Annotated in this window: 1 pseudogene; it reads left to right on the top strand. The window is 47.6% G+C overall.

The features are described from left to right. Nucleotides 1-246, top strand: a pseudogene (locus tag KVT27_RS25725) (sugar isomerase); the annotation flags it as partial.

Below are 246 nucleotides of genomic sequence, written 5' to 3'. Positions count from 1 at the left end.
AAATCCGTCAAGCGGCTAACAATATTGCGTACATGATCGACCAAAGCCACAATATTGAGCGTAAAATCCCTGCGATGCTACGTTCCGTATTGAACGTGCAAACGCAATATGCAAAAGCTCTGTTGATTAACCTTGACGAAGTGAAGGATGCGCAAGAGCGTCAAGACGTTCTTGGTGCTGAAGATGCAGTTCGCAAAGCTTTCGAGTTCGATGTGGCGCCTTTGCTGCAAGCGGTTCGCGAAGAGA

Origin of the sequence: Lysinibacillus sp. GbtcB16 (assembly GCF_019091145.1) — a bacterium.
GTDB lineage: Bacteria > Bacillota > Bacilli > Bacillales_A > Planococcaceae > Lysinibacillus > Lysinibacillus fusiformis.
The sequence above is the reverse complement of the archived record's forward strand: the minus strand, read 5'-3'. Positions and strand labels throughout refer to the sequence as shown.